Here is a 25,730-nt window from a genome sequence, read left to right on the forward strand (position 1 = left end):
ACTGCACAGCCAACGCGTCCAGGGCACGAGGCGTCAAGCGGCGCTGGTTAACGGGATGGGCACAGGACCTTTACGGAACCCCCGAGGATTGTGCGAAAGGCGTTTCGAGCCCCTTCGGACGGAATCTCCCCAGGTGGGAAGGCCTTTCATGAAGTGTCCGGCATACGGATGTCCGGCAGCGCGGCGCCCGGACGCTGCCGCTGTACGGTGTCGGTGGCCCCGCGCGCGTGCCACCGTACGGCGCTGCCCGATCCGGCGGGGGACGCCTCCGTCAGGGCGCCTCCGCCTCCGTCGGGGCGCCTCGTTCAGGTGGACTCGTTCAGGTGGGCTCGCAGCCACTGCTCGGTGCTGCTGACGTGCAGCAGCGCGGCGGCCTGGCTGAGTGCGGTGTCGCGGCCGGCCAGCGCCGTGAAGATCGCCTCGTGCTCCGCGAGAGTGCGCCCCGCGGCCCGGGAGTCGACCAGGCCGCGCCAGACACGGGCGCGCAGCGTACGACCCGAGACGCCGTCCAGGAGGGTGACCAGTGATTCGTTGCCCGTGGCGGCGACGACGGCGCGGTGGAACGCCGCGTCGTGCGCGTTGAGTTGCTCGACGTCGTCGCACGCCTCCCGCATGGCGTCCAGGTGCCGCTTCACCTCGGCCGGGCCCGCCTCGGAGATCCGGGTGGCGGCCAGAGCGGTGGCGACGGGTTCGAGCAGCCGTCCGGCCTCCATCAGGTCCAGCAGCGCGCCCGAGTCGATCCGGAGCAGGTCCACCGCGCCGCCGAGGCCCTCCAGCAGCAGGCTCGGCTGCAGGCTGGTCACATAGGTGCCGTCGCCCCGCCTGACCACCGTCGGCGCCTTGACCGCCACCCGCGCCAGATTGCGCGACAGCCCCAACTGGGCGGCCAGGTCCGGTTCCGGGGGCAGCTTGGAGCCGGCCGCATCGCGCCCGAGCGGATAGCTCACGGATCTCTTCGATGGCTTTGTCGGTCAGCGACACAGGAGGTTCCTCTCCGGAGGACATGTGATGTCTTCCACGGCCCACTTCGCCGGAACCGGGGGGTTTCTCAACTTGCGGTACGGTCACCAGCGTTGAGTGCGGTGAGCGGCATCCGTCCAGCGGCTGATCGATGAGGGGTTCCGGCAGCGCGCCTGCGGCAGGGGAATCGCCGACGTGGAAAGAACTCGGATCCGGACCGGAGCAGTGTCTGATGGAGACGAACCGCCGCAGCCGGTCGAACCGCTGTACCCGATGCCGCTGATCTGGAGTCGCCATGAGCACACCGCGGGACCTGTTGATCACCGCCATGGAGGTCGCACCGGACCGTCCGGTCGAGCAGGGCGATCTCTCGCTGGCCCTCGCGGGAGCCGAACTGTGCGACCTCATCAACACGGAGGCCGTCACAGTGGACGGCGACCGCATCGTGCCCGGCCTGGTACCCGCCATGGACGACCGGCTGTTGGACGCGGCGGCGTCGTCGCTCGGCCGGGAGGCGCCGTACGAGTCCGTCGAGGACTGGCTGTGGCGCCGGGGCCGGGGCCTGTACGCGACCTATCTCGCCGCCCTGGAGGCGGAGGGCCAGGTCACCAGGCAGCGCAACCGCTGGCTCCCGCTCCGGACCGGCCGCAGGGCACTGGCCGACTCACCTGACCGCCGTCACGCGGCCGAGCGCCGGTCCTCGGGCGACCCCGTCCTCGCCGCCCTGGCGGCCGCCGTGGGGATCGGGACGGAGCCGGCCGAGGACCTGGCGGATCTCGTCGGCGACGCGGTGCTGACCGTACTGGTCGCGGTCAACGACGCGGTGATGGAACTGGAAGCGGTACGGCAACGGCGAAAGATCGAGGACGCGGCCTTCGACAACGTCTGGCGGGCGCCGTGACCGCTACCCGACGCGCGGCGTCCCGCGAAGCCCTCCGGTCGGTCCCTGGCCAATTCTCGGTCAGTCCCCGGTCAGTGCCCCTGGTCACCCCCGGTCAGGTCCAGCAGCACCTTGGACGCGACCGTGCGGTCCTGGGCCATGTCGAACGCGGCGACGGACTGCTCCAGCGGGAAGGTGTGGGTGACGGTCGGCTCCACGGGCAGGCCCTGGGCCAGCAGTGACAGGGCCTCGTCGAACTCGGTGTCGAAACGGAAGGCTCCGCGCAGGTCGAGTTCGCGGGTGACCGCGACATTGCCCAGCAGTGGGACCTCGCCGGGCGGCAGCAGTCCCAGCAGGACGACGGTGCCCCCGCGGCGTACCCGTTCCACGCAGGTCCGCAGCCCCGCCGGTGATCCGGACGCCTCGACGGCGATGTCGAACGGGGACGCCCAGACGGGATCGTCGGCCCGGTCCGCACGTGCCGTGGCGGTGGCGCCCATCTCGGTGGCGATTCGCAACGGCTCGTCGAAGAGGTCGCTGACGACGATCTCGGCGGCGCCGTGGTGCCGGAGCGCCGCCACGACGAGGCAGCCGATCGGACCGGCGCCGGTGACCAGGACCCGCTTGCCGCTCACCTCGCCGGCCCGGCGCACGGCGTGCAGGGCCACGGACAGCGGTTCGGCGAGCACGGCACGGCGCAGGCTCAGCCCGGGCGGCAGGGGCCGGATCTGGTCGGCGGGCACGCTGATGAGCTGGGCGAATCCGCCCTGGACGTGCGGGATGTGGGCGGCGCTGCCCAGGTAACGGGTGTGGGCGCAGATGTTGCGCCTGCCGCCGGCGCACTCCGGGCAGGTGCCGCAGGGCGTGGCGGGATGGACCGCCACGGGGGTGCCGACGGCCGGTCCGCCCGGTCCGTCGGTGCCGGGCCCGAGGGCGGCGACGTGGCCGACCACCTCGTGGCCGAGCACCATGGGCTCGCGCAGCGCGAAGTCCCCCACCCGCCCGTGGTGGTAGTAGTGCAGGTCGGATCCGCAGATCCCGCCGAGTGCGACGGTGACCGCGATCTCACCCGGTCCGGGAACGACGGGCGGCCGCTCGTCGACCCGCAGATCGCCGGCTCCGTGAACAACGCACGCTTGCATGGGGGAGGCTCCTTGAGAGTCACGGGGGAGGGGCACAGGGAGGGTCAGAGGACGGAGAGCATGCCGCCGTCGACGTACAGCACCTGGCCGCCCACGAAGTCGGAGGCCGGGGAGGAGAGGAAGAGAAGGGCGCCGACGAGGTCCTCGACGTTGCCCCAGCGGCCGGCGGGCGTCCGCCGCCGCACCCAGGCGCTGAACTCCTCGTCCGCGACGAGCGCGGACGTCAGCTCGGTGTCGAAGTAGCCGGGGCCGATGCCGTTGACCTGGATGCCGTGCGGCGCGAGGTCGGCGCACATGCCCTTGGTGAGCATCTTCAGGCCGCCCTTGGTCGCCGAGTAGGGCGCGATACCCGGGCGTACCGCCTCGCTCTGCACCGAACAGATGTTGATGATCTTGCCGTGGCGCCGGGGCACCATGCGCCGGGCTACCTCGCGGCCCACGAGGAAGGCGCTGGTGAGGTTGGTGTCGAGCAGGCCGTGCCAGTCCTCGTCGGTGAAGTCGAGGAGCGGGGCGCGTCGTTGGGCGCCCGTGTTGTTCACCAGGATGTCGATCGGCCCGGCCCGGTCCTCGATGCGGGCGACGGCATCGGCGACGGCGGCGGAGTCGGTGACGTCGAATGCTTCCGTGCGGACCGCCTCCCCGAACGTCTCGGCCAGCTCCTTGCGGGTTTCCTCCAGTGTCGCGGTGTCGCGGCCGTTGAGGACGACCGTGCAGCCGGCTTCCAGCAGCCCCCTGGCCAGCGCCCGGCCGATACCGCGGCTCGATCCGGTGACCAGGGCCACCTTGCCGGTGACGTCGAAGAGCGGGTGGCAGACGGGGTGGCTCATGTGTGTCGTCCTTTCAGGCGTGGCTCGGCGCCGTGCACGTCGAGGCCCAGCTGCGGCATGGGCCACTCTTCTGCTTTTCCACCCAGTGGGAAACTTATCTATTCAACGGAAAACATCGTCAGCAGCGTGGGCAGGTGCTGTCAACCACTGAGCGGAAATCCTTTCCGTTCAGTGGTTCCGTTCAGTGGTAATTTGCCGCTGTGAGTAGTGCCAGCGAAGTGCCGACCGATGTCGTCGGCCGGGCGATCCGGCTGCTCGTCCTGGTCGGCGAGCATCCGCACGGCGTCACACTGTCGGTACTGGCCCGGGAGAGCGGCGTCCCGGTCAGCACCGCGCACCGGCTGGTCAACTCCCTCTGCCGCGAGGGCCTGGTGGAGTTCGAGGCCGCCGGCAAGCGCTACAGGCCGGGCCTGCGCCTGTTCCAGCTCGGCCAGCAGGCGGGCCAGGCCTACGGCTTCGCCGGTACCGCCCTCCCCGTGATGCAGCGCGTGACGCGGCAGACGGAGGAAGCCACCCTCATGTCCGTACTCGACGGCACACAGCACCTGTACGTGCACTACGTGGACGGCCCCCTGCCGGTCGGAGTGCGCAGCGAGCCGGGCCGTCACGGCCCGCTGCACTGCACCTCGATGGGCAAGATCCTGATGGCCTTCGCCCCCGACGACGTCACCGCCGACCTCCTGGACCGCGTCGAGCTCACCCCGCACGGACCGAACAGCATCACCGACCGCGACGTCCTGCGCGACGAGGTCGCCCGCGCCGCCGAACGCGGCTACGCCACGGCGGACGAGGAGCACCACCGAGGCCTGCGCGCCGTGGCCGTTCCCATCCTCCGCCCCGACGGCAATGTCTTCGCCGCCCTGTCCACCGCCGCACCCGCCTTCCGCCGCAGCATGGACGATCTGGTCGCCATGGTGCCGCTGCTCCAGGCGGCGGCCTCCGAGCTGGGCGTCCGGCTCCCCGCCCGCTGACCCGAGCGCGACGCGAGGCCGCGTCGCCCAGCACCTCTCGCGCCCAGCACCCCTTTCGCTCAGGACGCGAAGACGGCGAACGCCTCCGTGATCGCCTCGGGCCCCGCGTCCTGTGCCAGCAGCTCATGGAGCAGGAGGCGCGCCCGGTACGGACCGAGATCGCCGGCCGGGACGAGCCCGCGGCCGATCAGGTCCTTCTCGGATCCCGGATAGCCGTACGTCCCGGTCAGGACAGGGCCGTTGCCGATGCGCGAGGAGAGAACCACGGGGACCCGTGCGGCCAGCCGTTCGAGGGCCCCGACGAGTCGCTCGGGCACGTGGCCGACACCGAACGCGGCGACGACGAGCCCGTCACACCGGCCGTCCCAGGCCGCGAGCAGCTCCCCGTCGTCGCCGAGGCACACCGTGTACAGGCCCACCCGCACCTCACGGACTCTGGGCCGTGCCACCAGGCCGAACCGGTGAGGCAGTCCGACGGTCAGCCGTACGCCGCCCTCGGCGATCCGGCCGATGGGCCCGGCCCCGGGTGACGTGAAGGCGGCGGGGCTGGTGGTGTGGGACTTGCGGACATGGCGTGCCGCGTGGATCTCGTCGTTCAGGACGACCAGCACCCCGGCGCCCCGCAGCTGCGGGGCGGCTGCGGCGAGGACGGCCGCGTACAGGTTGGCGGGTCCGTCGGGGCCCGCCATGGTGGGGTTGCGCATGGCACCGGTGACGATGACCGGCTGCTCGTGGCGGTGACGAAGGTCGAGAGCGAACGCCGTCTCCTCGATCGTGTCGGTGCCCTGCGTGATGACGATTCCGTCGACGTCACCGCCGTCGAGGGTCCTGTCGACCGCCGAGCCGAGCTCCGTGAGGTCGTCGAAGGTGAGCGAGGCGCCGGGCACGCGGCGGAAGTCGTGCACGCGCAGCTCGACACCGTGGCCCTCCAGGTGGGGGACAGCGGCCAGAAGGTCATGGGCGGAGAGGGCCGGGACGACCCCGCCGGTCGCCGGATCGGTGGTCATCGCGATGGTGCCGCCGAGAGAGTAGACAGCCACCGTCCCCGTCGCGCCCACGCTCGCCCCATTCTTCAGACTGGTCTCGCCCTGAGTGATCCTCCCCCGTGGGAGAGCGTGCGATGCGGGCACAGGAGGGCAGGCACCGCAGGGCACGCACCACGGGGCACACACCACGGGGCACGCACCGCGGGGCCGACGCGACGACGGCTGCCGGCGTGACCACGCCGGCGACATGAAGCAGATCAATGACGAGTATGCGGTAGGCGTTGCAGGTCACCAGCGTGCCGATCTCCGCCCGCGAGGTCGACTCGGCCCAGGCGGCGAGCATGGTCCAGCACTCGAAGTGCTTGCCGTCCGGGTCGCCGGAGAGCGGGAAGAAGTGGTCCCGCGTGAAGGTGACGTCCGCACCGAGGTCTTCGCACTCACGGACGGCGCGCCGGATCGCGGTGTAGTCGGCGTGCTCCGGCTGGATCTGAACGCCCCCGTCCCCGGGCTCGTCATGCTCCCGGCAGCGGACGGACGGTGAGGATCTGCTGGGCGTGACCCACCGGGCCGTCGACGTCGTGCAGGACCGTGCTGGTGAGGCCCTGCCCGGAGGGGCCGAAGGTGACCGTGGTGTCCAGGCCCGTCCATGTGTCTCGTGGCTGTCGGTGGAGGTGGACGGTCAGATCGACGTTGGGGAACATCCACGCCGTGGGCGGCTGCCGGACGGCGATGCCGTTGGCGGTGTCGACGAGGGCGAGATACGACGCGAGCGGGCTGGCGGGAACACCGGCGACCAGATCCAGTGGCGTGGAGATCCAGGCGGTCGTACGGCCCGGCCGGGGCGCTGTGACCGGGCGGACGTCCAGGGAGGCGATGTAGCCGCCGGACCAGACCTCGGACATCGGCCACGCCGTGAGTGACTCCGGCGGGGTGAGACGGTCGTCGGGGCCGCCCGCGACCGCTGTGGTGTCGAGGCCGGCCAGGAGCCAGGCGCGGGCCCGGACGACCGGTCGGCCGGCGATGCGTACGACGGCTTCGAGGAGCTCGATGGTCCGGCCGGGGCGGACGGCCTCCACCTCGATCTCGCACTCGTCGAGGGCGAGGCGCCCGAGGATGTCGTAGCTGATCCGGGAAAGAACGAGGCCGTCGTCCGGACCGGCGGCCCGGTGCCGCTCGATGGCGTGGACGATGAGCCCGCCCAGCGGACTGAAGTGCTGCTCGTCCGCGTTCCAGGCTCCGCCCGCGTGGAGGGTCGGCTTGTAGCGGTGGTCGTCGATGGGTTCGTAGTAGCTGCCGGGGCTCAACGGACGCTTCTCCTCAGGAGGCTCGCAAGGTTCGGGGGCACAGGGCTCGGGGGCGGCAGGGTTCGTGAGTTCAGAGGGTTCGGGGGTCTGAGGGTTCGGGGGTCTGAGGGCTCGGGGGTTCTGGGGTTCTGGGGTTCACATGGTGTTGAGCAGGACGACGTAGACGGCCGTGCCGGCGCCGACGCTGAGGATGGTGCGGCGGCCGAAGGCCAGGTGGACGCCGATGGTGACGGCGACGGCGAGCAGCGCGTACCAGGTGCCGTGCGGGTCGGTCGTGATCGTGCCGTGCAGTGCGGTCACGGCGAGGATGGCGAGGATACCGACCGGCATCCACACCGCCAGCCGCCGAACGATCGCCGAGCCGCGCAGCCGGCCGAGCACGGCGAAGGGGACGGCGCGCAGGGCGAGGGTGATGGTGAAGACGATCGCCAGGACGGCGACGAGATACGAAGTGCTAGGCATCGGCGGCCTCTTGAGCGGTGCGGCGGGCGGTGACGGTGTGGCGGACCAGGAGCAGACCGACGAACAGCAGCAGCGCGGTGAACATGGCCGCGCCCGGGGTGAGGACGAGAGCGACGGTGACGCTCGCGCCAGCGAGCAGCAGCGACGGCAGCTCCGCACGGGAGCGGAACGCGTCCAGGGTGAGCACGGTGAACAGGGCGCACAGGGCGAACTCCAGGCCCTTGACGGGGGCGGGCAGGGCCGCGCCCAGGGCCACGCCGGCCAGTCCGCCGCCGACCCAGTAGATCTCGCAGGCGATCTGCATGGCCAGCAGCCGGGCTGCCGAACGCTCGTGTTCGGGCAGGGAGGCGTTGACGGCGTACGCCTCGTCGATCATCGCGTAGACGGCGTACGCCTTTCCCAGCGGGTGCTTGACCAGGTGCAGTGGGAAGGAGAAGGCGTAGAAGACGTGGCGGAAGTTGACCACGAGCACGGTCAGGGCGACCGCGGCGAGCGGGGTGACCGTGGCCATCATGCCCACGAGCAGCAGCTCCAGCGAGCCCGCGAACGCGGCGACGGACAGGGCGGGGGCGAGCCACCAGGGCAGTCCGGCCTGGACGATCAGCAGGCCGAGGGCGATACCGAGGGGGAAGATGCCCAGGCCCGCGGAGAATGAGTCGCGGACGCCCTGGGCCATCCGGGTTCGGCGGTTGGCCACGGCCGGAGCGGCCGGAGTGGCCAAAGCTGCCGGAATTGCCGACCGGCGGAGTATGTCATGTTCCACGGGTCCATCGTCCCGTGAAAGGCGCGACATGTGATTGCGAATATTGCTCTTTCTTGCCGCCGATGTGCAATATTCTGACTGTGGATGGGATCGACAAGGTAATCATTGCCGAGCTGGAGCGAGATGGGCGGCTGACCAACGTGGAGCTGGCCCAACGGGTGGGGCTGACCACCGGACCGTGTCTGCGCCGGGTTCAGCGGCTGGAGGCCGACGGCGTGATCCGCGGCTACCGGGCGGTGATCGACCCTGTCTCCGTGGGCCGTTCGTTCGAGGTTCTGATCGATCTGAGTCTTGAGGCGCAGGACGCGGAGACGGTCGAGCGCTTCGAGACGACCCTGAGCCAGGCCGACGAGGTCCTTGAGCTGCGCCGCCTGTTCGGCAGCCCCGACTATTTCGTCCGCGTGGCCGTCGCCGATCTGGCGGCCTACGAGACGTTCCTCAGTCAGCGGGTCATGACCATCCCCCGGATCAGGAACGTCACTTCGCACTTCACGATGAAGACGGTCAAGCCGGTCCGGTAGCGGGGACCCGGGTTGTCCGGGTTCTGCGGTTGTCCGGGTTCTGCGGGGCACATGGATAGGGGGCGCTGCGGACCGCTCGTGGCTGGCCCGCAACGCCCCCTGGCAATCACCTGAGGGGGGGTGCCTCAGGAGTCAGTGGGCCGAAGCCCTCCGGCTACGACTGGACCTGCTGGGTCACCAGGTTCGAGAAGGTCGTCAGCCGGGTGTAGACGCCGGGGTACCGCGCGTCGGCGCAGCCGTAACCCCAGGAAGTTATGCCTGCCAGGACGCCCCCGATCATCAGGGGACCACCGCTGTCGCCCTGGCAGGTGTCCACGCCGCCGGAGGAGTAACCGGCGCACACCATGTCACTGGCGATGAACTCGGAGCCGTAGGAGCTGGAGCTGCCGCAGGTCGAGTCGGCCACGACCGGCACGGTCGCCGTGCGCAGCTGGTTGGAGGAGGAGCCGCCCGAGGAGGTGGTGCCCCAGCCGAGGATCCGGGCGGTGGTGCCGGCCGCGTACACGGAGGTGTTGGACGCGCTGACGTACGGCGCCGTGGTGTACGGCATCGAGGTCGACAGAGTCAGCACGGCCACGTCGCTGCCCGCGGTGGCATCCGTGTAGTTGGGGTGGATCCAGATCCGGCTGACCTGGCTGACCGTGCCGTCGGTGCCGTTGCGGTAGGTGCGGCCGCCCACGACACGGGTGCTGCTGGTGGTTCTGCCGTCCACACAGTGGGCCGCGGTGATCACCTTGGTGGGGGAGACCAGGGTGCCACCACAGAACTGGCTCTGCGAGGCGTTCGTGATCTGCATGACGTACGGGTACGCGCTCGCGGTGGTCGTCGTACCGCCGACGATGGGGGAGGGGGCGGCGACGGCGGAGGGAGCGCTCAGCAGAGCGGACGCGGCGGCGGCAGCGGCCGCCGCACCGAGCACGGCGGTCTTCTTGGCACGCTTGAACCCGAACAAGTGGGGTCTCCTTCGTGGGGGTTGCCGGTGGGGGGCGCGCGGGTGGGGGGATGGTGCACCGGGCCGGGAGTGCGGTCCGGTGTGCCCTGCGGGCGGCACGCCATCAAGCTAGAAGTGGCAACAATCAACCCCCAATGGGGGAACCCCCTAAGGGAGTTGGGGAGGGAAAACCCTCGATGACCCAACCGGAGCGGGCTCGTAGGCTGGCGCCGGGGCAGCTTGCAGGCCTTGGCAGGTACGCCTCAGTTCGGACGTCTCGGCTCGTGCGCCTTGGTTCGTACGTCTCGGCCCGTGCGCCTCAGTTCGGACGTCTCGGCCCGTCGTCTTGGCTCGTACGCCTCGGGGAGGTCAGTTCGTCCGGTGTCCCGCCGTCAGCCGCACGATGTCCACCCGCGACCGGATGCCCAGCTTCCGGTAGACCCGCGTGAGCGTCGCCTCGACCGTCTTGACGCTGATGAACAGCCGACCGGCGATCTCACGGTTCGTCGCGCCCTCCATGACGAGTTCGGCGACCTGACGCTCCGTCGCGGCGAGGACGGCGAGTGCGTCCAGAGCGGCCGGAGCCGGGGCGGCGGGCGGCTGCGGCGCCGGGGCGGCCATCGCCTGCTCGGCCTGCCTCAGCCACGGCAGGGCCCGGCAGCGGCGGAAGAGCCGGGTCGCCTCGTCGTACGACGTCGGACCGGGCCGGGGTGTGCGCAGCCCCGCCAGGGCGTACGCGGCCCGCGCCTCCTCCAGACCGTGTCCCAGCTTGGCCAGCCGGTCCTGCGCCGACGTCAACTGCCGTACGGCGGCCTCCTGTTCGCCGCGTGCCGCGCGCACCAGCGCCTCGGACCGGTCGAGCATGGCGAGCACGCTCTCACGCCCCAGCCGCAGCGCGTGTTCCCGCGTGGCGACGATGAAGTCCTGCGCCTCGTCGTACTCGCCCACCCTCACCAACGCCTCCGCCAGGTCGCCGTGCCAGCGCCCACGCGCGGGATCGGTGACCCCGAGGCTCTCCTCCAACTCCCGTACGCGGCGCAGGGACTGGACGGTGCCCGCCGCGTCCCCGGCCACCAGCCGGGCGTACCCGAGGGAGCCCAGGGCGCGGGAGAGGTACATCAGGTCACCGTTCGCCTCGGCGTGCTCCGCCGCCTCCCGGGCCAGCGCGAGCGCACGGTCGACCTCGCCGCCGGAGGCCTCCGCGAGCGCGGTGAGCATGGCGGAGGAGCCCTCGCCGATCCCGGTGTCGCGGGCCAGGCGCAGGCTCTCCCTTGCGAGGTCCAGCGCCCGGCCGCAGTGTCCGGAGCGCAGCTCGGTCTCGGCGAGGTAGCGCAGGAAGTGCACCTCGCTCTCGACCATGCCTCGCCGGCGGACCTCGCGCAGCAGCGCGGTGACCGTCTTACGGGCCTCCGGGAGCTGGTCGCTCATGAGCAGCCAGCGGAACCGGGCCGCGCCGGCGCCGTTGTGGTGGCAGGCCACATGGGGGTCCTGCGGCTCCTTCAGCGCGCGCTTGATGGTCGTGGGCGCGTCAGGGTGGCCCATCAGGGTCTCGATATGGGCCTGGAAGGCCAGCGCCAGGAGCTCGGTGCGCCGGTCGCCGGCCCGCTCGGCCAGCTGTGCCGCGTGCGCCGCCTCCTCGTGGCCCTCCGCGAAGTCGCCCTCCACGACCAGCGCTCGCCAGGCCAGTTGGTAGCGGACCAGGGCGAGGAGCCGGGGGTCGTCGCCCGCGTCGGCGAGCGCCTGTGGGTAGGCGGCGTCGACCTCGGCGATGGACTGCCCGGCCGACTCGATCACCGCGATCCAGGCCCGCACCCGGTCGGCGGCCTCGGTGGCCCGGTTCAGCACCTCGCGGGCGATGTCCCGGGCGAGGTCGTTCTCCCCGGCGGTCACCGCGTCCTCGGCCGCCTGCAGTCGCCGTTGGTCCGGCCCCGGCACGGCGTCGGCCGGGGTGTGCCGGGCCGCGAGCAGCCCCAGCTCCGCGGCGACCGAGGGGGCGCCCCGGTCCCGGGCCACGGCCGCGGCCTCCCCGAGCCGCGCGGCGACCGCCGGGTCCGTGCCGGTGGCGGCGAGGGCCAGGTGGCGGGCGCGCTCGATGGGGTCGGAGGCCGCCGTGGACAGCGCGGCGTGGGCGGCACGCCGCTCCTGGGCGCCCGCCTCCGCGTACAGCGCGGCCGACACGAGGGGGTGCGCGAACCGTACGCCGGGTCCCTCCCGCTCGGGGGCGAGCAGGCCGAGCGCGGCGGCCTGCGCGGTCTCCGCCTCGGCGTCCCGGCGGCCGGCCGCGTGCAGCAGGGCCAGCGTGGGGCGCGCGCCGGCGCTCGCCACGAGCAGGGTGCGACGGGCCTCCCCGGGCAGCATGTCCAGCCGGTTCAGCACCAGCGCCCGCAGCGAGGTCGGCACGGGCAGTGGCTCACCGGGGCGCGGTGGGGTCGGGCTCTCGGCGAGGGCACGGCCGAGCTCCAGCGCGAAGAGGGGGTTGCCGCCGCTGGTGCGGTGGATGTCGCGTACGGTCGAGCGGGGCAGACCGGTGTAGCCGCGGTGTCCGAGAAGCTCGGCGACCTGGGCCTTGGTGAGTGGATTGACCCGGATGGCCAGGGTCTCGGGTGGCAACGCGCGTAGATGACGGTCCTGCTCCTGACTCTGCGGGTCCGTCGCGGTGCGTGCGGCGCAGAGCATACGGACCGGCATGCCGCCGAGCCGGCGGGCGGCGAAGCCGAGGAGTTCGGCGCTGGCCGAGTCCAGCCACTGGAGGTCGTCGGCCACGATCAGGACGGGCCCCTTGGCGGCCAGCGCCCGCAGGGCCGACAGCACGGCGAGCCGCAGGGCGAGGCCGTCGCGCTGGAGGGTGGACTCACCGCGGCCGGTGAGCGCCGACTCCAGGGCGTCGCGCTGCGGGGCGGGCAGCCGGTCGGACACCTCGTCGATGACCAGGCCGAGCAGGTCGGCCAGCGCGAGGAACGGCAGGTGGGATTCCGACTCGGTGGCCGAGCAGCGCAACACGGTTCGCGCCGATTCGGTGTATTCCGCGGCCAATGTCCGCAGAATGGTCGACTTTCCGATGCCGGCGGGTCCGTGCATGAGCACGCTGCCGCCGCGCGCCAGTTGCTCGCGCGCGGCGATGAGTACCTCGTCCCGGCCGACGACCAGGTCGGGGCGCGGTCTGCCAGGCTCCTTGAAGTCCCGTAGCACGGTCCACCGCTCCCCTCTGTGTCACGTCCGGGCCAATATTAGGCAAGGAATCTTTGAATTTCGGACTCACGGTGTGGTGAGGGAAATAACAGGTAGGACGGCACGAGGGCAAGTCGGGCCCCGGGCGGGAAGCAATGCTCTGCCTCCGCGAAGGAGCAACGCGGGGCCCCGGAACCGAAGTGGGACGCCCTGCACGGCCCTGACGAGATCGCCGCGAGGGGCGCGGGGAAGCGCGCCGTGGGCCGGTGGCCGGGGCGGCTCATTGCCCGCTGACCGGCTTCCGCCGCACAGCCGCCACCGCTTCGAGGCGCGAGTGCGCGCCGAACCCGCGCGACCGCGCGGAGGCCACCCGCCACCTGCTCGTCCCTCCTCGGCGGCTCCAAAAGCCCTGTTCGGGGATTGCGGACTGCTGACGGTTGACTGTGCACGGGCGTGTTCTGGTGTGCATGAGTGAGTGTCCGGGCTGGGGCACGTGCGATCTGACGGGTCGGGGCAGGCTCGCCCCCCTGGGATCTGAAGGCGCGCTGCGCGGCCGGGCTGGACCATGACACCGACCAGTGGCGCAGCGCAAGCGGGCCCTGACCGAGGAGTCCTCCTCCCGGTGGGCGGGCAGTATCACGAAGGCCACTCACGGTCAGTGGGCGCTCGGCCGACACGGCCGGCTTGCCCACATCCAGGGCCTTGAAGCCGGGATCGCGACGATCACGCACCGGCTGTCGCTGCCGGTCGGGGAGAAGGGCTGCAAGCGGGCGCCGGGAGGCTACCGCAGCAGGCAGGAGTGGTTCGCCAAGACCCGCCGCCTGCACGTGCCGGCCGACCGGCTGGAGGCGGCGCGGGCCGATCGTGAGGCCGGAGTCGTGCACGTGGTGCGGGGTGGGAAGCGGCTGCCGAACACCCGCCATCATCTCGACGCCGCGCAGCTCACCGAGGAGCAGTGGCGTACGCGGTGGCAGGTCGGGCGGCGGTTCCTTCAGGCCGACGATCGGCAGACGCGCCCTGGGACACCCGATCCGGCTGGGGGTACCTCCCAGGCCCGACCGGGCACCCCGGGGCGTGAGGCGCTGCCCAACAGCGGCCTCCGGCCGCGGGCCGGCCCCGCATTCCCGGACCACGGACACGATCCGCGTGCGCCGGACGCGGAGCGAACGCGGGCAACCAGGACACCCGACACCGTTCGGGGCACGGAGCTGAGCACGAGCTCTGGCAACAGGACTCACTCTCACTCAGTCTTTAGGAACGGTAGCGAGACCTGCATCCTGCATTACACGGTGTCAGACGACCGTCTGGCAATGAGGAGGACACATGGCGACGACGAGCACCACGTGACATCGGCGCCCGTGACGCCGACGGCTGCATAACGTACGTGGGCCGCGCCGACGACGTGTTGAAGACGGCAAGATCAGGGGACTTGCTGTTCGTACGCGGATCGCGGTGTGTTCGTGACGACACGCTTCATGTAGAGGAGTGGACGAGAGCGATGCGGGTTCCGATGACGATTTCGGACTTCCTGGACCGGGCCGAGCTGGGCTTCGCCGCCAGTCCCGGTGTGATCGACGAGCCGAGCCAGCCCGCGCCGCCGGTGCCGGCCTCGACGTACGGACGGCTGGGCGAGCGCGTCCGGGCGTGGCAGGCAGGGCTGGATGCGCTGGGTGTGAGGGAGGGCGAGCGGGTGGCGGTGGCCAGCCACAACTCGGCCCGTCTGCTGGAGTTGCTGTTCGCGGTGCCGATGAGCGGGCGGATCTGTGTACCGGTCAACTTCCGTCTGAAGGCCGAGGAGATCGAGTACGTGGTGCGGCAGAGCGGTGCCTCGGTGCTGCTGGCCGACCCAGAGGTCCAGGACACGGTGGCGGACATCAAGACAGATCACCGGTTCGTGCTGGGGGAGCAGACGGAGAGCGAGCTGATGCGGTTCGGCGTGGAGCCGCGCCCTTGGTCGGATCCGGACGAGGACGCCACCGCGACGATCAACTACACCTCCGGAACGACCGCACGCCCCAAGGGGGTTCAGCTCACGCACCGAAACATCTGGGTGAACGGGCTGACCTTCGGTCTGCACACCCGGGCGTGGGAGCGGGACGTGTACCTGCACACGCTGCCGATGTTCCACTGCAACGGCTGGGGCATGCCGTTCGTGATGGCCGGGCTCGGCGTGAAGCAGGTGGTGCTGCGCAAGGTGGACGGGGCGGAGATCCTGCGGCGGGTGGATGAGCACGGGGTGACGTTGATGTGCGGTGCGCCGGCGGTGTGGAACGCGGTGCTGGACGCGGCGGCGGGCTGGGAGGGGGAGGTACCGGGGCGGGATCGGGTGCGGATCGTGTGTGCGGGGGCGCCGCCGCCGAGCCGGATGATCCAGCGGGTGGAGGAGGAGCTGGGGTGGGAGTTCACGCAGATCTACGGGTTGACGGAGACCTCGCCGGTGCTGACCTTCAACCGGACGCGGCCGGAGGACGATGGGCTGCCGGCGCAGGAGCGGGCGCGGAAGCTGTCGCGGGCAGGGCTGCCGGCGCTGGGAGTGAAGCTGCGGGTCGCGGATTCAGGCGAGGTGCTGGCGCGGTCGAATGTAGTCCTGGACGGCTACTGGGAGAAACTGGAGGAGACGGCGGCGGCGCTGGAGGGCGGTTGGTTCCACACCGGGGACGGCGGGTCGGTCGACGAGGCGGACGGGCATCTGACGATCTCCGACCGGAAGAAGGACGTGATCATCACCGGGGGTGAGAACGTCTCCTCGATCGAGGTGGAGGACACGATCTTCAGCCATCCGGCGGTGGCGGAGGTTGCGGTCATCGGGGTGCCGGATGCGAAGTGGGGCGAGACGATCAAGGCGTTGGTGGTGCTGGCCGAGGCCGTCTACGTGTCCGAGACCGAGATCATCGCGTACTGCAAGCAGCGCATCGCAGGGTACAAGGCCCCCACCTCGGTCGAGTTCCGGGACGCGATCCCGCGGACGGCGACGGGGAAGGTCCAGAAGTTCAAGTTGCGGGAGCCGTACTGGGAGGGCCGCGACCGGGGCGTGCACTGATTCTCCACGTGCGCGCCGATGTTGCTGCACAGACCCCGGCGTAGAGCCCGACTCCTCTGTCATTGCGGCCCTGACCAGGGAAAATATCCGCTGGATCGATGTCGGCGGCTGTCAGGATCTCCCAGGATCTCGCGGTGCCGGTCGAATGTCCGAGAGGAGTGATTCGCCCTGGATACGTCGGCAGCCCCATCGCGGATCCTCCTGGGCCAGCCGCGGCACCAGCGCCCTCATCGTGTCGACGGCCGGTGGCCTGCCGGGCCCCGGCGGCGCTTGCCGTGGTGCCTACTCAACCGTGATGAGTCTGCAGTGTGCCCTGCGGGCCGTACCCAGCCAGCGCTTGGAGTGGGTCATCCGGGCGGGACCGAGGCGTACCTGCGCGTGTGCGAAGCCCTGGTCCGGTTCGCCCAGCACGGCGTCGTCGTCGACCTCGCACGCGTCGAGGACGATCTCGCTGTGCCCGCCGAACAGGCCCTGGTCCAGGGTGTCGATGTTCCGGGTGATCTTCATGCCCGGGTTGGCGGCGTCGACGAGGAACATCGTGGCCCCGCCGCGGTCGCCGGGGGTCCCGCTGGTGCGGGCCCACTGCTTCGGCATGGTCATGGGAAACCTGGGGGCCACATCGCACGGGGCCTGCATCGTCATCCCGGCCCCGTCCTTCGACCCGGCGGCCACCCTGAACGCGGTGCGGCGGGAGCGGTGCACGTCGCTGTACGGCGTCCCGACGATGTTCATCGCGGAACTGGGCCTCCCCGACTTCACGACGTACGACCTGTCGTCGCTGCGCACCGGCATCATGGCGGGCTCGCCCTGCCCGGTGGAGGTGAACCCGCGGCTACAGCGTGATGCTCGGCTACTGGGACGAGCCCGAGAAGACCGCGGAGGCCGTCGACCCGGGGCGCTGGATGCACACGGGGGACCTGGCCGTGATGCGCGAGGACGGGTACGTCGAGATCGTCGGCCGCATCAAGGACATGATCATCCGGGGCGGGGAGAACGTCTACCCGCGCGAGATCGAGGAGTTCCTGTACGCGCACCCGAAGATCGCCGACGTACAGGTGGTGGGCGTGCCGCACGAACGGTACGGCGAGGAGGTGCTCGCCTGTGTGATCCCGCGCGACCCGGCCGACCCGCTCACCCTGGAAGAGCTCCGGGCCTTCTGCGCCGACCAGTTGGCCCACTACAAGATCCCGAGCCGGCTGGAGGTGCTGGAGGCCTTTCCGATGACGGTGTCGGGGAAGGTGCGGAAGGTCGAGTTGCGGGAGAGGTACGCGGGGCGGGCGGAGTAGCGGGCCCCTGACAGGAGTTCAGGCGCCGGTCGCGGTCAGTTCCCGCGCGGGACCGTTCACCGGCCGGGGCGTCCCCGTGAGGTCGAGGACGAAGAGCGGGACACCGAGACTGTCGGCACGGCCGCGCGCCTCGGGCGCGAACCCGGCGAGCGAGAAGTACACGCAGACCGCCGACTCCGTCATGGCCGTCAGCCACAGACACTCGATGTCACGCAGCGAGGCGGGGCGGACCGTCGGGTCCACCTGGGCGAGCACGCCCCGCGCGGCCAGCCCGATCCCCGAGGGCGGCCGCTGGTCCGCCCGGCGCACATCCCGGTACCCGAGCCACCGGAGGTAGAGCGCGGCCGCCGTCACGGCATCCCGGGCCGTACGGATCGTGACGGGCTGGAAGGCGGGCCGGGACGGCGAGGGCACGCGGCCGGGGCCCGGCGAGGTGCCCGAGGATGACGACCCGTGAGGGTGCGGGGAGTGGGCCGCTTTGCCGGGAACCCGGTCGCCCGGGTCGCCCCGATGACCGCCGGCCCGGTCGGCAGAAGCACGAGCGGGCCTGCGGTCCGGGCCGGAGTCCGGGAGGCCGGGGTCGGCGGTGGGCCCCGTACCGGTGTGCGCGTCGGACCGGTCAGCGGCGGGTGCGGTGTCGGTGTGCGGGCCGGACACACCGGCCGTGGGTGCGGGGTCCGCGCTGGGACGGCCGGCCGGCGGGGCGACCTCGGTGTCCGAGTCGGGACCGTCGTCCGGGCCGGAGCCCGCAGAGGGAGCCCCGACCTCGCTGACGTACGGCTCTCGCGTACGTGCCGGACGCAGGGTGCCCGCGACGGGTACGCGGAGGACGGTCCCGCAGGGGCAGCCCAGCTCGGGATGCGGCCACTGCTCGTCGCGGCCGCAGGTCCCGCAGCGGACGGAGACCCAGTCCTCCTCCCAGGTCCGGTGGGTGACGACGGTCGGGACGGCGAACCGGTTCAGCGGTGGACTGACGGGCGCACCGCACACGCACGGATAGGCCGGTGCCGCGTACCGGTGATCGCGCCGACAGTCCGGGCACCGCACCACGACGCTCTCGCCCATCACTCACCCCACCACCGCGCCCACTCGGCGCCGGAACAGTCCCTCCAACCCCTCCATCGTCCTCCAGCGAGGACCGCGCCGACACCCGAACGCGCGGAGAGACGGCCCCGATTCGCGCCTCGCACAGCGCTGTCACCCTTGACGGCCCTCACCCAGCACCCTACCTTGATTCCAGATAGCAGAAAGCTTCTTCCGTATTACGGAAAAAGAGAAAGTGGGCAAGGCTTACGGGGCTTGCTCGAAGGAAGAAACTCACGGTTCTCCGCGGGGTGCGACGGAGGCGCGAGTCCGACAGCCGAAGCAGGAGTACTCCATGGCTCGTATGACCGCTGCCCGCGCGGCAGTCGAGATCCTGAAGCGCGAGGGCGTCCGTGACGCGTTCGGTGTCCCGGGCGCGGCGATCAACCCGTTCTACGCGGCACTCAAGGCCTCCGGCGGGATCACCCACACCCTCGCCCGCCACGTCGAGGGCGCCTCGCACATGGCGGAGGGCTACACCCGCACCCACCCCGGCAACATCGGCGTCTGTATCGGTACGTCCGGACCGGCCGGCACCGACATGATCACTGGGCTCTACTCCGCGACCGGCGACTCCGTCCCGATCCTCTGCGTCACGGGCCAGGCCCCCACCGCCGTGATCCACAAGGAGGACTTCCAGGCCGTCGACATCGCGGCCATCGCCAGGCCGGTCACCAAGATGGCCGTCACCGTGCTGGAGGCCGCGCAGGTCCCCGGTGTCCTCCAGCAGGCCTTCCACCTCATGCGCTCAGGCCGCCCCGGGCCCGTCCTCGTCGACCTGCCCGTCGACGTCCAGCTCACCGAGATCGAGTTCGACCCGGACACGTACGAACCGCTGCCGGTCTACAAACCGGCCGCCACCCGGGCCCAGATCGAGAAGGCCCTCACCCTGCTGGGCGACTCCGAACGGCCGCTCATCGTTGCCGGTGGCGGTGTCATCAACGCCGACGCCTCCGAACTGCTGGTGGAATTCGCCGAGTTGACCGGCGTCCCGGTCGTCCCCACCCTCATGGGCTGGGGCGCCATCCCCGACGACCACGAGCTGAACGCCGGCATGGTGGGCCTGCAGACCTCGCACCGCTACGGCAACGCGACCTTCCTGGAGTCCGACTTCGTCCTCGGCATCGGCAACCGCTGGGCCAACCGCCACACCGGCAGGATCGACGTCTACACGGCCGGCCGGAAGTTCGTGCACGTCGACATCGAGCCCACCCAGATCGGCAGGATCTTCGCCCCCGACTACGGCATCACCTCCGACGCCAGGGCCGCACTGGAACTGTTCGTCGAGGTGGCAGGTGAGCTGAGGGCGGCGGGTGGGCTGCCCGACCGGTCCGCCTGGGCCGCCGCCGCACAGGAGAAGAAGGCCCGCCTCCGGCGCCGTACGCACTTCGACGACATCCCCATGAAGCCGCAGCGCGTGTACGAGGAGATGAACAAGGCGTTCGGGCCGGAGACCCGTTACGTCACCACCATCGGCCTCTCACAGGTCGCCGGCGCCCAGATGCTGCACGTCTACCGGCCGCGCCACTGGATCAACTGCGGCCAGGCGGGCCCCCTCGGCTGGACCGTCCCGGCCGCGCTCGGCGTCGCCAAGGCCGACCCGGAGGCATCCGTCGTCGCGCTCTCCGGTGACTACGACTTCCAGTTCATGATGGAGGAGCTGGCCGTGGGGGCGCAGCACAAGATCCCGTACGTCCATGTCCTGGTCAACAACGCCTACCTGGGCCTGATCCGCCAGGCACAGCGCGCCTTCGACATCGACTTCCAGGTCAATCTGGAGTTCGAGAACATCAACTCGCCGGAGCTGGGCGTCTACGGCGTCGACCACGTCAAGGTCGCCGAGGGCCTCGGCTGCAAGGCGATCCGCGTGACCGACCCGAACGAGCTCCGCTCGGCTTTCGAGCAGGCCAAGAAGCTGGCCGCCGAACACCAGGTCCCGGTCGTCGTCGAGGCGATCCTGGAGCGCGTCACCAACATCTCGATGTCCACGACGAACGACATCAGCAACGTCGTGGAGTTCGAGGAGAGTGCCTGATGGAGGGGAGAGCGCCTGATGGAGGAGAACGCCTGATGAGGGAGAACGCCTGATGGGTGACAGAGCGTCTGGTCACTCGGAGTTGTCGCTCTCCCTCTTGTCGCTCTTCCCTTCGGTCAGCTCAGCCAGCCGGGCCCGCAGGGCCTCCTTGACGGGCGCCGGCAGCTGGATCCCGCTGGTGGCCTCCAGCAGCCACAGTCCGTCGGCGGCGAGCCGCGCGACCAGCAAGTCGATGTCCTGCGGTTCGGTGGATGTGGGAGGTGCCGCCCAGCGACTGATGTGATCGTCCCAGACGGCGGCCAGCTCAGGGCTGGTCGCCGACTCGAGCATGAAGGCGAGGTCGGCCTTGCTCGCTGCGCCCTCAGCACCGACCCGGGTGTACGCCACCATGGCCTCCCGAGCGGTCGCTTCCTCCGGCGGTTTGCCCAGTTCCGCCTCAAGCAGTTCCTCCCACCTCCGGGTCAGATGCTTCTGAATGGCCACCAGCAGATCGTCCCGCGTGCGGAAGTGGTACATCAGTCCGCCCTTGGTCACGCCGGCCTCCTCGGCCGCCGACTCCAGGGTGAGGCCGGTGATCCCGTCCCGTTCCGTCACACGGATCGCTGCATCCAGAATCACGTTCTTCTGACTCGGTCGCATACCGTAACTATACCGTCCAGACGGTTCAGTATCGAAGGCGGGACCAGGCGGGACCAGGCGGGATCACGGGATGTAGGCGGGATCAGGCGGGATCAGACGACGCGGAAGTTCGCCATCATCGCCATGTCCTCGTGCTCCAGGTTGTGGCAGTGGACCATGTACCGGCCCCGGTAGCCGTGGAAGCGGGCCAGCACGTCCACGGTCTCGTAGGGCCGTACGTCCACCGTGTCCTTCCAGCCCCGTTCGTGCACGTCCGGCGCCCGGCCGTCCCGAGCCTCCACCTGGAAGTGGGCCAGGTGGAGGTGCACCGGATGGTGGAAGTCGCTGGTGAACCGCCACCGTTCGACCGTGCCCAGGCTCGGGGCGGCCAGGTCCCTGTCGACGGAGAAGCGGTGTCCGTTGACCGTCCAGGCGTGCGAGCCTCCGGAGCGGGTCAGGCGGAAGTCGAAGGTGCGGACGGCCGCCACGCGCGCCCGGCCGAGCGGTTCGACGCCAACGAGCCGCGAAGGTATCCGTGACTCGTCGCGCGCCCTGCGCGCCACCCGGAACCGTATGACGTCCCTCATCCCTCCGTCGGCCAGGGTGTTGACGAGGAGCACCTCGGTGCCGGGCTTCCAGCGCGAGAAGTCGACGACCACCTCGGCCCGTTCCGCGGGCGCCAGGGTGACCGCGTCCAGTTCCACGGGGCGGGCGAGCAGTCCGGCATCGCTGCCGATCTGGGTGATTGGTCCGCCCGGTTCGAGTGCGAGCCGGTAGCGGCGGGCGTTGGACGCGTTCAGTATGCGGAGGCGGTAGCGGACGGCGTCCACTTCCAGCTCCGGCCAGGGTGCTCCGTTGACGAGGGTGACATCGCCCATGACGCCGTCCATGTAGGCGTCCTCGACGCCGGGTTCGCCCTTGAGGGACGGGTCGAGGGAGGGATAGCGGAAGGAGCCGTCCTCGTCGAAGGCCCGGTCGCAGATCATCAGGGGGAGGTCGCGCTCACCGGCCGGCAGGGGCAGCCGCTCTTCCTCGTCGTCACGGACGAGGAAGAAGCCCGCGAGGCCGCGCCAGACCTGCGGGGCGCTGAAGTCCATACGGTGATCGTGGTACCAGAGCGTCGCCGCCTGCTGGTCCATCGGGTAGTCGTACTCCTTGGTCAGGTCCGACACCTGGCAGACGTCCGCCGGCATGGGCGCCCCGCCGTGGCCGGAGTGCCCCGACGGCTGCCGCCAGCCCTTCGGTACGACGATGTCGGTCGGATAACCGTCGGAGCCGGGCGGAGTCACACCGCCGTGCAGGTGCGTGGAGGTGGGCACCGGCAGTTCGTTGCGCACGGTGACCAGCACCTTGCGCCCCGAGCGGCCGACGACCGTGGGGCCGGGGAACCGGCCGTCGTAGCCCCACACTCGGGTGCGCAGCCCGGGCAGGATCTCCGCGTCGGCGACGCGCTGGACGATCTCGTACCGGTCCACTCCGGCCGTGGTGCTCAGCGGCCGGGCGACCTCGGGCACGGGGAGCGGGACCTGGTACGGCTTGGGAAGTTGCGCCGTGCTGGCGAGCAGGCTGCCTGCTGCCTCCCGTCCCGTGAACCGCATGCCGATGGCACTGCCGGCCACCGCTGCGAGGGCGGTTCCGCCCGTCATGCCGAGGAATCCACGCCGGCTCAGTGCGCGTGCCCTCATCACAGTGCCTCCTTCGTGGCGGCGGGCGGCTGAGCCGGGGTCTGTGCAGGTGTCTGTGCGGGCGTCGAGCCGTTCTCGGTGAGGACGACGAAGAGCACGAGCATCGCGAGGGCCGCCGCGGTCACCCCGAGGAACATGTGCGGAGCGACCGCACGGGACATACCGAGGCCTATCTGTGCGAGGACCAGCACGAGGAACAGGCCGGACAGCAGGGTCAGGCGCCAGGAGTTCGGCTCGTCCCGGCGCTTACGGGCCCGGCGTTCGACGAGCGCGATGGCGAACTGGACAAGAGCGAGGACGGAGATGGCGCTGCCGACCGCGCTGTGCACGGTCAGCAGTCCGACGTCTCCGGTAACGAACAAGCCGGCCAGCAGCCCCTGCAGCAGAGTGACGAGCAGGCCGAGGATCGCGGTGGCGCGCAGCACCTGGGTGGTCCAGAGGGCCGCGGCGGCGGGATTCGTCTCTGTGGACATCAACATCTTTCCTGATGTGGGCTTTCGGGTGGTACACCGGTCCGGTCCGGTCGCGTCCGGTCCATCTGTTCCGTCTGGTCAGGCGTTCAGTCCGGGGGCCACCGTGATGGCGAGGGGGACCAGGAGGGTGAAGGCGGCGGCCGCGGCCGTGGCGGCTCGCTGGGCCGGGGCGAACCGGGACGGCGGTTCGAGGAGGCGCTGCACGCGTGCGTGCAGCAGGCGCCGCGGGCTGTCGCAACTGAGGACCCCGCGGTGCTGGTTGAGTTCGATGAGGGCGAGTGCGGTGGTGAGGTGGCCGCAGTCGCGGGAGGCGGCGTCATCGGCGGCGAGTTCGACCAGGCGGTGGGTTTGATCGGCGAAGCCGGTGAAGAGCGGGACGCGGGGGAAGCCGGTCGCCAGTGCCGTGGACAGGTGCAGCAGCCAGTCGTGGCGGGCGCGGACGTGGCCGAGTTCATGAGCGTAGATCGCATCGAGCTGACGGTCGGTGAGGCGGCGGAGAGCGCCGGTCGTGACGACCAGCTGGGGTGAACCGCCCGCCAGCAGCCAGGCGTCGGGGCAGGAGTCTTCGAGAATGAGGAGACGGCTGTCGCCCGCGGTGAGCCCGTCGGGAAGGTCGGGCGCCCGCTCCCGCAGATGGGAGAGACGCTGCCGCTTGCTGCGCTGACTGTCTGTCGCCTGCCGCACCAGCATGGCGGCGGTCCAGGCGGCTCCGCTCGCCAGGAGCAGGGTGAGGACCGCGGCCCAGGGCGGTGCGGCTGCCAGGTCGTAGGCGCTGATGACTTCCGGCGGCGCGGGGGCGAAGACACGGGCGCGGACTGTTTCGAAGACGGCCGCGGCGCCGAGGAGCAGGGCGGACAGACAGCTGAGCAGGACGGTGCCGACGAGGCACTGCCACACCCACAGGGCGACGACCGGCTCTCGTACGGGCCAGGCCGATGCGGTCAGCGCACGGGGCGCGAACACGGATGCCGTGAGGGCGAACGCGGACAGAAGGAGCAGACACAGCGTCATGCGACGGGCTCCGTCTGCTTCGTAGGAGCGGCAGCGCGGCTGAGCAGACGGGCGGTCACAGCGCCGCCGATCGTCAGGACGGCAGTGATGATGAGCAGGGTGGCGACGTAGCCGTTGTCGAACGCGGTGCGCGCCGCGTCCAGCAGGGTGTCCGCCTGGTCCGCGGGGAGACGCTCCGATGTCTTCAGAGCCTGGTCGAGGCTGTCCTCCGCGGCTGAGGGGGTGCCCTCGGGCAGCCGGACGGTGACCGTGTAGAGGGAGGTCAGAGCGCTGCCCAGGACGGCGACACCGAAGAGGCTGCCGAGTTCGTAGGAGACCTCCTCCACGGAGGCGGCCATGCCGGCGCGGTGAGCAGGCGCGTTGCCCATGATGGCCGCCGAGGCGGCGGTCATGGCCAGACCCGTGCCGACGCCTGCGACGATCAGGCCGGGGACGATCCAGACCGGGTGGTCGGGATGTATCCGCAGGAACGGCACCGCGCCGGGGGTGAGCAGCAGAGCCAGGAGGACGCCCGCAGCCGCGGTGAGCAGACCCCCGACGATCAGCGGCCGGGGACCGGTGCGCCAGGCCAGACTCCCCGCGACGACACCGGAGGGCAGACAGCCGACGGCGAAGGCTGCCACCAGCAGTCCGGCGTGCAGGGGACCGAGACCGACGACCAGTTGCAGTCGTTGCGTGAGGAGCAACTGAAGGCCGGCGGTACCGAACATGGCCAAGGCGGCCGCGACGATGCCGGACAGGATGTGCGGGTGCCGCAGCAGGGCAAAGTCGAGCAGTGGATGGGCCTGGCGGCGCTGCCTGCGTACGAAGAGCGTGAACCCGGCGGCTGACACGAGAAGCGCCAGGACTACATGCAACGGCTCCGGGCCCGGCTTGGTGATCTCCTTGACCGCGTAGACCAGGCCGACCAGGCCCGTCATGACCAGCAACGAGGCGACGAAGTCCCAGGGCTTGTCCGAGTGATGGGTGTCACCGGGGGCGAGGAGAGCGCCGGCGATCAGCGAGAGCAGCACCACGGGCACGTTGATCAGGAAGACTGATCCCCACCAGAAGTACTCCAGCAGCAGCCCGCCCAGGACCGGCCCGAGTGCCGATCCCACCACGGACATCGAGCCCCACACGCCGATCGCCACGTTGCGTTCGCGCTCGTCGTCGAACGTGACACGGATCAGGGAGAGCGTCGCGGGCATCATCGCCGCGGCGCCGACCGCCAGGAGGGCGCGCCCACCGATCAGTACGGCGGGAGTGGACGCGAACGCCGCCACCGAGGACGCGGCACCGAAGAGGGTGAGCCCGACGAGGAACATCCGCTTGTGCCCGACGCGGTCACCCAGTGTGCCCGCTCCGAGCAGCAGACCTGCCATGACCAGCGGGTATGCGTTGATGATCCACAGCTTCTGCGAGGCGTCCGCTCCGAGATCCTCCGTCAGTGTCGGCAGAGCCGTGTACAGCACCGACATGTCCAGCGTGATCAGCAGCAGCCCGACCGACACGGTCACCAGCAGCCACCAGCGCCTCGCGCCGCCGTCCATCACCTGTTTTCCCTCGCGTCCCGTCATCACGTTGAATCGAGGCGTCCAGGTC

Annotated in this window: 21 protein-coding genes and 3 pseudogenes; 7 read left to right on the top strand and 17 right to left on the bottom strand. The window is 70.8% G+C overall.

Translation table 11 applies throughout. The features are described from left to right. Positions 1-305: 305 nt before the first annotated feature. Entirely contained in the window at positions 306-947 is a 642-nt protein-coding gene (locus tag E0500_RS21670) for a FadR/GntR family transcriptional regulator (protein WP_399119628.1), read from the bottom strand. Between the two features lie 308 nt (positions 948-1,255). On the opposite strand from E0500_RS21670, the gene E0500_RS21675 reads away from it, so the two are divergent. Continuing rightward, a complete protein-coding gene (locus tag E0500_RS21675; protein ID WP_131563875.1) occupies positions 1,256-1,861 on the top strand; it encodes a GPP34 family phosphoprotein in 606 nt (201 codons plus the stop codon). 71 nt (positions 1,862-1,932) lie between these two features. Here E0500_RS21675 and E0500_RS21680 read toward each other — a convergent pair whose 3' ends face one another. Together E0500_RS21680 and E0500_RS21685 are read right to left on the bottom strand one after the other, a co-directional pair. Further along, positions 1,933-2,982, bottom strand: a complete 1,050-nt coding sequence (locus tag E0500_RS21680; RefSeq protein WP_131563874.1) for an L-idonate 5-dehydrogenase — start codon at positions 2,980-2,982, stop codon at positions 1,933-1,935. A gap of 44 nt (positions 2,983-3,026) precedes the next feature. Continuing rightward, the gene (locus tag E0500_RS21685) at positions 3,027-3,809 is read right to left on the bottom strand and encodes an SDR family oxidoreductase (RefSeq protein ID WP_131563873.1); all 783 of its coding nucleotides are present in this window, start codon (positions 3,807-3,809) and stop codon (positions 3,027-3,029) included. Between the two features lie 200 nt (positions 3,810-4,009). On the opposite strand from E0500_RS21685, the gene E0500_RS45000 reads away from it, so the two are divergent. Then, the gene (locus tag E0500_RS45000; RefSeq protein ID WP_131563872.1) at positions 4,010-4,780 is read left to right on the top strand and encodes an IclR family transcriptional regulator; all 771 of its coding nucleotides are present in this window, start codon (positions 4,010-4,012) and stop codon (positions 4,778-4,780) included. Between the two features lie 59 nt (positions 4,781-4,839). Here the strand turns inward: E0500_RS45000 and E0500_RS21695 are convergent, their stop codons facing one another. The 5 genes from E0500_RS21695 to E0500_RS21715 all read right to left on the bottom strand — a co-directional run bounded on the left by E0500_RS21695 (position 4,840) and on the right by E0500_RS21715 (position 8,229). Next, positions 4,840-5,820, bottom strand: a complete 981-nt coding sequence (locus E0500_RS21695) for an asparaginase (protein ID WP_309505110.1) — start codon at positions 5,818-5,820, stop codon at positions 4,840-4,842. After that, on the bottom strand, positions 5,735-6,253 hold the full coding sequence (locus tag E0500_RS45460) for a hypothetical protein (RefSeq protein ID WP_399120235.1): 519 nt from the start codon (positions 6,251-6,253) through the stop codon (positions 5,735-5,737). The genes E0500_RS21695 and E0500_RS45460 overlap by 86 nt, the downstream gene beginning before the upstream one ends. Positions 6,254-6,278: 25 nt before the next feature. Beyond that, positions 6,279-7,070: a thioesterase family protein gene (locus tag E0500_RS21705; protein ID WP_131563870.1), complete on the bottom strand. Its 792-nt coding sequence runs from the start codon at positions 7,068-7,070 to the stop codon at positions 6,279-6,281. A 135-nt stretch (positions 7,071-7,205) separates the two neighbouring features. Beyond that, a complete protein-coding gene (locus E0500_RS21710) occupies positions 7,206-7,532 on the bottom strand; it encodes a branched-chain amino acid transporter permease (RefSeq protein ID WP_131572283.1) in 327 nt (108 codons plus the stop codon). Continuing rightward, the gene (locus tag E0500_RS21715) at positions 7,525-8,229 is read right to left on the bottom strand and encodes an AzlC family ABC transporter permease (protein ID WP_309505111.1); all 705 of its coding nucleotides are present in this window, start codon (positions 8,227-8,229) and stop codon (positions 7,525-7,527) included. The genes E0500_RS21710 and E0500_RS21715 overlap by 8 nt, the downstream gene beginning before the upstream one ends. A gap of 146 nt (positions 8,230-8,375) precedes the next feature. On the opposite strand from E0500_RS21715, the gene E0500_RS21720 reads away from it, so the two are divergent. Next, positions 8,376-8,816 carry an Lrp/AsnC family transcriptional regulator gene (locus E0500_RS21720; protein WP_131572281.1) on the top strand — a complete coding sequence of 147 codons (441 nt, stop codon included), beginning with the start codon at positions 8,376-8,378 and terminating at the stop codon, positions 8,814-8,816. A gap of 154 nt (positions 8,817-8,970) precedes the next feature. Here the strand turns inward: E0500_RS21720 and E0500_RS21725 are convergent, their stop codons facing one another. After that, positions 8,971-9,768 (bottom strand): serine protease, encoded by a 798-nt coding sequence (locus E0500_RS21725; protein ID WP_131572280.1) that lies wholly within the window; start codon positions 9,766-9,768, stop codon positions 8,971-8,973. A gap of 348 nt (positions 9,769-10,116) precedes the next feature. Beyond that, on the bottom strand, positions 10,117-12,936 hold the full coding sequence (locus E0500_RS21730; RefSeq protein ID WP_181587090.1) for a LuxR family transcriptional regulator: 2,820 nt from the start codon (positions 12,934-12,936) through the stop codon (positions 10,117-10,119). A gap of 513 nt (positions 12,937-13,449) precedes the next feature. Here E0500_RS21730 and E0500_RS43995 point away from each other — a divergent pair. After that, positions 13,450-13,916, top strand: a pseudogene (locus E0500_RS43995) (IS200/IS605 family accessory protein TnpB-related protein); the annotation flags it as partial. Positions 13,917-14,413: 497 nt separating this feature from the next. After that, positions 14,414-15,955, top strand: a complete 1,542-nt coding sequence (locus E0500_RS21735) for an AMP-binding protein (protein ID WP_181587091.1) — start codon at positions 14,414-14,416, stop codon at positions 15,953-15,955. Positions 15,956-16,264: 309 nt separating this feature from the next. Here E0500_RS21735 and E0500_RS21740 read toward each other — a convergent pair. Next, positions 16,265-16,534 (bottom strand): annotated as a pseudogene (locus E0500_RS21740) (acyl-CoA dehydrogenase); the annotation flags it as partial. On the opposite strand from E0500_RS21740, the pseudogene E0500_RS21745 reads away from it, so the two are divergent. Further along, positions 16,518-17,241, top strand: a pseudogene (locus E0500_RS21745) (AMP-binding protein); the annotation flags it as partial. The pseudogenes E0500_RS21740 and E0500_RS21745 sit on opposite strands and share 17 nt — an antisense overlap. A gap of 18 nt (positions 17,242-17,259) precedes the next feature. On the opposite strand, the gene E0500_RS45465 reads toward E0500_RS21745, so the two are convergent. Beyond that, positions 17,260-18,093: a hypothetical protein gene (locus E0500_RS45465; RefSeq protein WP_399120237.1), complete on the bottom strand. Its 834-nt coding sequence runs from the start codon at positions 18,091-18,093 to the stop codon at positions 17,260-17,262. A 526-nt stretch (positions 18,094-18,619) separates the two neighbouring features. Between E0500_RS45465 and gcl the strand changes: the two genes are divergently transcribed. Further along, on the top strand, positions 18,620-20,359 hold the full coding sequence (gene gcl, locus E0500_RS21755) for a glyoxylate carboligase (RefSeq protein ID WP_131560689.1): 1,740 nt from the start codon (positions 18,620-18,622) through the stop codon (positions 20,357-20,359). Between the two features lie 72 nt (positions 20,360-20,431). Here the strand turns inward: gcl and E0500_RS21760 are convergent, their stop codons facing one another. The 5 genes from E0500_RS21760 to E0500_RS21780 form a co-directional block, all read right to left on the bottom strand. Further along, on the bottom strand, positions 20,432-20,998 hold the full coding sequence (locus E0500_RS21760) for a TetR/AcrR family transcriptional regulator (RefSeq protein ID WP_131560687.1): 567 nt from the start codon (positions 20,996-20,998) through the stop codon (positions 20,432-20,434). Positions 20,999-21,090: 92 nt separating this feature from the next. After that, the gene (locus E0500_RS21765; RefSeq protein WP_131560685.1) at positions 21,091-22,662 is read right to left on the bottom strand and encodes a multicopper oxidase family protein; all 1,572 of its coding nucleotides are present in this window, start codon (positions 22,660-22,662) and stop codon (positions 21,091-21,093) included. Next, the gene (locus tag E0500_RS21770; protein WP_131560683.1) at positions 22,662-23,135 is read right to left on the bottom strand and encodes a hypothetical protein; all 474 of its coding nucleotides are present in this window, start codon (positions 23,133-23,135) and stop codon (positions 22,662-22,664) included. Before E0500_RS21770 ends, E0500_RS21765 begins: the two co-directional genes overlap by 1 nt. Before the next feature lie 78 nt (positions 23,136-23,213). Then, positions 23,214-24,146: a M56 family metallopeptidase gene (locus E0500_RS21775; protein WP_131560681.1), complete on the bottom strand. Its 933-nt coding sequence runs from the start codon at positions 24,144-24,146 to the stop codon at positions 23,214-23,216. Further along, positions 24,143-25,705 carry an MFS transporter gene (locus E0500_RS21780; RefSeq protein ID WP_258572884.1) on the bottom strand — a complete coding sequence of 521 codons (1,563 nt, stop codon included), beginning with the start codon at positions 25,703-25,705 and terminating at the stop codon, positions 24,143-24,145. Before E0500_RS21780 ends, E0500_RS21775 begins: the two co-directional genes overlap by 4 nt. Positions 25,706-25,730 lie beyond the last annotated feature (25 nt).

This window comes from Streptomyces sp. KM273126 (assembly GCF_004337435.2).
GTDB lineage: Bacteria > Actinomycetota > Actinomycetes > Streptomycetales > Streptomycetaceae > Streptomyces > Streptomyces acidicola.